The sequence below is a fragment of the Knoellia subterranea KCTC 19937 genome (assembly GCF_000768685.1).
Classification (GTDB): Bacteria; Actinomycetota; Actinomycetes; order Actinomycetales; family Dermatophilaceae; genus Knoellia; species Knoellia subterranea.
Map to the genome: position 1 here is coordinate 57110 of NZ_AVPK01000013.1, position 6655 is coordinate 63764.

The window sequence follows — 6655 nt, forward strand, 5'->3', positions numbered from 1 at the left end:
CCGTGACCGACACCATCGCCTCCGGGGCACTACCCATCGCCGTCCTCATCGCGGCCCTCGCCGGGCTCGTGTCCTTCGCGTCGCCGTGTGTGCTGCCGCTCGTACCGGGCTTCCTTGGCTACGTCACCGGAATCAGCGACACCGCGCTGGAACAGCGTTCACGCGGCCGGATGGTGCTCGGCGCGTTGCTGTTCGTCCTCGGCTTCGCCGCCGTCTTCGTCCTGGGGTCGATCTTCATCGCCACCCTGGGCCGCTCGCTGACCGTGCATCGTGAGCTGCTCATGCGGGTCGGTGGGGTGTTCATCATCCTCATGGGCCTGGTCTTCCTCGGAATCGGTGCGGGCGCAGGCTCACAACGTCAGTTCGCCCCGTCGTGGCGCCCGCGGACCGGGCTCCTGGGGGCACCCCTGGTCGGGGCCGTCTTCGGGCTCGGCTGGGCTCCCTGCACCGGCCCAACCCTCGCCGCCGTCATGACCCTCTCGGCCTCGACCACGAACCCGAGCACTGGTCGCGCGGTGACTCTCGCCACGGCATACGCCCTCGGTCTGGGGCTGCCATTCATCCTCGCCGCGGCCGGGATCGAGCGCTTCGGGCGAGTCGCCGGCTGGGTCCGACGGCACCATCGCCTGATTCAGTACGTCGGTGGCGGGCTGCTCATCGCCGTCGGGCTGCTCCTGCTGACCGGCGTGTGGGAAGCCCTCACCCGCTGGCTGCAGGCTGAGCTCGTCTCTGGCTTCGTGGTGGTGATCTGATGAGCCTCTCGACCCAACCCGCGGACCCCCGCCGCGACGAGGGCATCGCCCAGCCCAAGCTCGGCACCCTCGGGCTGCTGCGATTCGCGTGGCGCCAGCTGACGTCGATGCGCACCGCGCTCTTCCTGTTGCTCCTCCTCGCCGTCGCCGCGCTGCCCGGCTCGATCTTCCCGCAGCGCTCCATCGACGCCGTCCGGACCACCGACTGGATCGCCCGGCACGAGAGCGCCGGCCCGATCCTCGACCGGCTGGGCTTCTTCGAGGTCTATGCGTCACCGTGGTTCGCCGCGATCTACCTCCTGCTGCTCGTCTCACTCGTCGGGTGCGTCCTGCCGCGGTCCAAGGTCCACTGGAGGGCCATGCGGTCGCAGCCGCCGCGTGCGCCGAAACGGCTGGAACGACTGGCTGCCCACGAATCTGTGACCCTCGACGGGTCGCCCGACGCCGTGCTGGCCGACGTCCGGGCCGCCCTGACGTCACGCCGCTTCCGCACCCACTCGCACGACGACTCCACGGTCTCCGCCGAGAAGGGCTACCTCAAGGAGACCGGCAACCTCTTCTTCCACCTCGCGCTCATCGGCGTCATCCTCGGCATGGCCTGGGGGCACCTGATGGGGTGGAAGGGCGATGTCATCATCCCGGTGGGGCAGACGTTCGCCAACACTGCTGCCCGCTTTGACACCCTCAGCCCAGGTCCGCTCGTCGACACCGCCAACTTCGAGCCCTTCGCGATGAAGCTCACCCGCTTCGACGCCGTGTTCGAGACCGACGTCAAGGGTCAGGGTCAGTTCGGATCGCCACGAGACTTCACCGCATACGTCGACTTCACGAAGGAACCTGGCGCGAAGGTCGAGAAGAAGGTCATCCGGGTCAATGGGCCTCTTGAGACCGGCGGAGGGACGGCCTTCCTTCTCGGCAACGGCTATGCGCCGCGCCTCACCGTCAAGGACGCCGACGGCAAGGTCACCTATTCGGAGGTGACACCGTTCCTGGCCCAGGACAACCTCTACACGTCCGTCGGTGCAGTCAAGGTCGCCGGGGCGGGTCCCGTGGGCAAGCAGCTCGGGTTCGCGGGGCTCTTCCTGCCCACGGCCGTCCTCGACGAGCAGGGTCCGCGCTCGGTCTTCCCGGATGCGCTCGAGCCGGCGCTCGCCCTGTCGGCCTTCGAGGGGACGCTCTTCCCCGGTGGGCGGCCGCAGTCGGTCTACTCGCTCGACACCGCCGAGATGACCCAGCTCAAGAACAAGGAGGGGACCGACCTCCTCCGGATCTGGCTCACGCCGGGCCAGACCTACACGTTGCCCGGCGGTCAGGGCAGCATCACCTTCGATGGTGTCGAGCGTTTCGCCGGCATCTCAATCCGCAGCGACCCGGGCAAGGAGGTCACTCTGGTGTCCGCCCTCGTGGCGCTGCTGGGGCTGCTCCTATCGCTGACGATCCGGCGTCGGCGGGTCTTCGTGCGGGTTGCGCCCGCCGATGACGAGGGCCGTACCGTAGTGAGCATCGGCGGCCTGGCCAAGGACGACGACGAGGGCATGGGCGAGCAGCTCGAAGATATCCTCACGCGACTGAAGGAACGACGCACGTGACCCACGAGACCCTGGCGAGCTACGCCAACGTCAGCCTGTACTCCGCCATGGTGGTCCTCACCCTCTCCATGCTTGGGTATGCCGTCTACCTGGCAGGTCTGCTTCCCGCACGTGACGCTGCGGTGGAGTCTGCCGATGCGCAGGACCGCGAGCTCGTCGCCGCTGGCGGTGGCACGGTGTCCAGCGATGCGTCGTCGGATGGTGCCGCGAGCCCGACACCGACCGACTCCGAGGTGCCCCTGCGGGCGCGCAAAGCGGGTGGGGTCGCCCAGACGCTCGCGATCCTGGGCACGTTGCTGCTGTTCGCCTCGGCGGCTCTGCGCGGTGCGTCGGTGGAACGCTGGCCGCTGGGCAACATGTTCGAGTTCGGGGTGGCCTCGGCCCTGTTCACGATGGTGGTCTTCGTCGTGTGGGGTCTGCGCCGCGACCTGCGCTGGCTCGGGATCTTCGTCGTCGCCCCGGTGCTGGTTCTGCTCGGGCTGGCCAACACGGTCTGGTACACCGAGGCCGCAGAACTCATGCCGTCGCTCAAGAGCATCTGGCTCGTCATCCACGTCACCGTCGCGACGATCTCGGTCGGGCTCTTCGCCGTCGGGTTCGTCGTCGCTCTCCTCTATCTCGCCAAGGACCGGTTCGGTGAGAGTCGCGGCGTGCTGCGGGCAGTGCCCGACTCCCGCACTCTCGAGCGCCTCGCCTACTCGTTGCACATCATCGCGTTCCCGCTGTGGACGTTCACCCTCATCGCCGGCGCCATCTGGGCCCGGCAGGCCTGGGGTTCCTACTGGAACTGGGACCCCAAGGAGGTCTGGACCTTCATCATCTGGGTCGTCTATGCCGCCTACATGCATGCCCGGGTGACGCGCGGCTGGCGACGCCAGTCGGCGACCTGGATCGCGGTTGCGGGCTTTGCCTGCATCATCGTCAACTACTCCATCGTCAACATGTATTTCGTGGGCATGCACTCCTACTCTGGCCTCTGACATGGCGATGGTGCGTTGTCGATCCTGAGACCAGCCCAACGGTCAGCAGGGCGGTGAACCCGGCGACGCCGAGGATGGGTTGGGGAACCCGAACGCAGCAGCTTGGTCGGTGTTCACGACCGAGACGCAGGACAGCAGAACAGTCCCAGGACTCGCAGAGGCCACCCACGTCGACATCAAAGACCTCACCATGAACCGTCAGATCCCTCTGCCCGACGGGGTCCGCGCCGTAGTGGCGATTGGAGCGAACGCCTTGGTGGACGCCATCCGTGCAGCCGCCGACAGCGCAAACTGGCTCCCCAGCACCACCACGACACAAGCGCGCCGCGGGCGAGCGCCGGTCCGCACCGCTAGTTCCGACGCCGCGCTCACGAGTCTCCGATATGCGCGCGGTCGGTCGTGGCCGGTAGCGGTATCACCGAAGTTCATCGCGCTGGGTGCGTGAGGCCCTCCGCCCGCTGCCGGGCGCGCAGCCAGCCTCAGACGTTGCTCTCGTTCCAGCCCTGCGCCGACCCTCTGCCCGTGCGCGGGGTTCGAGGTGAGGTCAGTAGTCCTCCTCGTCCCAAATGCGGACCTTCTTCGGCTTGGCCACCCGGTCGGTGTCCTCGTCCCGCAGCTCGCGGCGGATCCCGAGCCAGATGAGCAGCAGGCCCAGCGGCAAAGTCATCCACCACTGGAACGCGTACGCCTGGTGCGGTCCGAGGCTGCGGTCCGGGTCCTCGAGACGGTCCGGTCGCGGCGCGGAGGTGCCGCCGGCCGTGCGCTCGGTGTCGAGCACGACGTAGCCGTCGAGCACCTCTGTGTCCCACGCGCGCTCGACGTCGGGGACGGCGATGCTGGCCACCTGGCCGCGGGGGAGCGTCTTTCGCTGGGTTGTCTCGCCGGGGCGAACCCAGCCGACGACCGTGACCTCACCCGCGGGCGCGGCCGCCACGTCCGGTGCCACGGCGGCGCCCCGGTCCGAGTTCTCCACCCAGCCCCGGTCGACCACGACAGTTCGTCCGTCCGGCAGCGTCAACGGCGCGAGGACCTCGTAGCCGAAGACGCTGTTGTTCGGACGGTTACGCACGAGCAACTGCTCGCCGGCATACGTGCCGGTCGCGGTGACCTTGGTCCAGTCCTTGCGCGAGCGTTCGACCGGACGGTCGGACAGCACGTCGGTGACCGGGATGGGATCGGCGCGGTAGTGCGCGTCAAGGAGGGCGTTGCGCTCGACCTTGAACTCGTGGCGCGCGTACTGCCAGTGACCCAGCTGGTAGGCGAGGACTGCGTACAGCAGGGCGAGGGCCAGTGCACCCAGCCAGCGCGGGGTGAACAGACGCCGTGACACGGCCGTCACGCTACCGGCCTACTCGGGGGTCATGCCTGCTGCCCCGACCACCGCCCTCCTCCACGGTCGAGGGGCCGGTCCCCCAATCCCGCGCGACCTGCCGCTGCGGAACACCGTCCGCGACCAGCCGACGCACAAACGCCCCATCCTCCATGGAGATCACCCATCCAAACTGTCTGGGCGGCATCATTATCGGACCGTCGCTTATGGCCACGTTCTCGAGCGTCGTCGACAGGAAGTGAATGGCTCGAGCAGTGGGATTGACCGGCGGATCGGCCGCGGCCCACGACGCGACACACCACGCCGCCTGCCTAACGGGTCACTTGAGGGTGACGTGGACGTGGTCTTTATGGTTTTGGGTGGTGGAACCGCGGTCGTCCATCGGATCCCACGTGCCTCCTGGCTCCCAGAATCGCTGGTACCAGATGAGGTACTTGACGTCGTACGAGGCAACGTTGGCTTTGATGAAAGCCGCGACGGCGTCACCTTGGCTCCGTGAGGACACCATCAGATCCAACGCTTGACCAGTTCCGTGCTCTCCTGCCCCCGCGCGGTAACCGCCGATCGACGCCAGACCGAATCGTTGCTGAACGGCTGTGCACAAGCGGGCAGCCGAATTCTGTACGCCCAGGCCGCCGCATTGTCGTGAAACGCTCACCACACGCTGCGCCTTCGGCTCAGAGGTCTGGCGTTTGACCTCCGGCGCCTGTGCTCGGGGCAGCACGGGCTGTTGAGCCCGTGGCGTCGGCGGCGGCTTCGGGAGTGCCGTCACCCCCGACACCCCTACGGGCGTCGTGCCGATTCGTGCAGGTTTGGCGGGTGCGGACACGGCCGCGCGGGTTGCCGCCGAGAGGCGGCCAGCGCTGCGCGAGGCAGCCGAAGGGGCAGAGCGTTCGGTGGCGACCTCAGCAGAAGCGTGCGGAAGGAGCAAGGTGGCGGAGGCTTGGCCTACCGGAAGGCTCAGGAGTGCCATTGATCCACCGATCAGGCCGGCCGCCACCAAGGCCTTTGTGCATGACGCGATCCCCACGCGCGAAGTGCCGGCAGGGAAACGGCGGATCGGGCCGGCCGCGCGTCGTCGGCCTGCTGAGCGGGTGGGTGGCACGATCAAACCTTCCGGGGCGGGCGAGAACGCGCACTAACGTAACTGACTGCCCGCCGGATGTCACATTTCGGTAACGGCGACTTGCCGAAGGCGCCGCGGTTGGCCCAAAGCCAACGTCAGTCCTGACCGGGCCAGCCGTGGGCGCCTCATAGGGCTGTGCGGCTCACTGGGACTGGCCCTTTACCCTTGGCGGGAGCCCACAGGTAGATGGAGGGCCTCGTTGAGCAAGGAGATGGGTGTGTCACTGACTGATGGCGGCAAGCAGGCTAGCCCTGGTCGACAAAAGTTGTTGGATCTGCGCCAGCAGCAAGCCCGGCGTGAGCGGCGGCAGCGGTTGATGATTTGGGGCGCCGCCGCCTCGAGTGTGCTGCTGGTGGTCGGGGTGGTTGCGACGGCGCTGATCCTCGACCAGCGGAACACCCCCAGCCTCGGCGCGGTACAGACGTTCACGCCGGAGGCCGGTCACACCGAGAGCCCCGTCACGTACGAACAGTCGCCCCCCGCCGGTGGTGAGCACGCGCCGGTGTGGTTGAACTGTGGCTCGTACGACGCTCCCGTGACCAACGAGAACGCGGTGCACTCAATGGAGCACGGGGCGGTCTGGATCACCTACAGCCCTGACTTGCCCGCAGCGCAGGTTGAGACGCTGCGTGAGTCTGTTCCCGACACGTACATGGTGCTATCCCCGTACGAAGGTCTGCCCTCGCCCGTCGTGGCGTCCGCCTGGGGTAAGCAACTGCACCTGTCCGGGGCGGACGATGCCCGTCTGACGGAGTTCGTCCGCGAGTTCCGACAGGGCAAGCAGACGCCCGAGCCTGGCGCGCTTTGCACGGGTGGCGTGGATGGTGGGCCAACCTCGTGACTGGGTAGTTGAGTCCCCGATAGTGGTGTAGCGCGGT

Annotated in this window: 6 protein-coding genes; 4 read left to right on the forward strand and 2 right to left on the reverse strand. The window is 67.8% G+C overall.

What is annotated here, in order from left to right:
- The first annotated feature begins 2 nt into the window (after window positions 1-2).
- From N803_RS16030 to ccsB, 3 genes are read left to right on the forward strand one after another with little or no spacing between them, the layout of a single operon-like run.
- A complete protein-coding gene (locus N803_RS16030) occupies window positions 3-752 on the forward strand; it encodes a cytochrome c biogenesis CcdA family protein (protein ID WP_035907148.1) in 750 nt (249 codons plus the stop codon).
- Window positions 752-2341, forward strand: a complete 1590-nt coding sequence (gene resB / locus N803_RS16035; protein ID WP_035907149.1) for a cytochrome c biogenesis protein ResB — start codon at window positions 752-754, stop codon at window positions 2339-2341. Before N803_RS16030 ends, resB begins: the two co-directional genes overlap by 1 nt.
- Window positions 2338-3321, forward strand: coding sequence for a c-type cytochrome biogenesis protein CcsB (ccsB, locus tag N803_RS16040; protein ID WP_035907150.1), 984 nt, complete (start codon window positions 2338-2340; stop codon window positions 3319-3321). Before resB ends, ccsB begins: the two co-directional genes overlap by 4 nt.
- A gap of 544 nt (window positions 3322-3865) precedes the next feature.
- Here the strand turns inward: ccsB and N803_RS16045 are convergent.
- Together N803_RS16045 and N803_RS18980 are read right to left on the reverse strand one after the other, a co-directional pair.
- The gene (locus tag N803_RS16045) at window positions 3866-4651 is read right to left on the reverse strand and encodes an SURF1 family cytochrome oxidase biogenesis protein (protein ID WP_035907199.1); all 786 of its coding nucleotides are present in this window, start codon (window positions 4649-4651) and stop codon (window positions 3866-3868) included.
- Window positions 4652-4970: 319 nt separating this feature from the next.
- Complete coding sequence (locus tag N803_RS18980) at window positions 4971-5423, reverse strand: VldE C-terminal domain-containing protein (RefSeq protein ID WP_156969831.1); 453 nt, start codon at window positions 5421-5423, stop codon at window positions 4971-4973.
- Between the two features lie 553 nt (window positions 5424-5976).
- Here N803_RS18980 and N803_RS16055 point away from each other — a divergent pair.
- On the forward strand, window positions 5977-6618 hold the full coding sequence (locus N803_RS16055) for a thioredoxin-like domain-containing protein (RefSeq protein ID WP_245617338.1): 642 nt from the start codon (window positions 5977-5979) through the stop codon (window positions 6616-6618).
- Window positions 6619-6655 lie beyond the last annotated feature (37 nt).

What these genes read in the sequence shown, in the direction of transcription:
- resB (WP_035907149.1), top strand. Translation starts at nt 752, where the DNA reads ATGAGCCTCTCGACCCAACCCGCGGACCCCCGCCGCGACGAGGGCATC.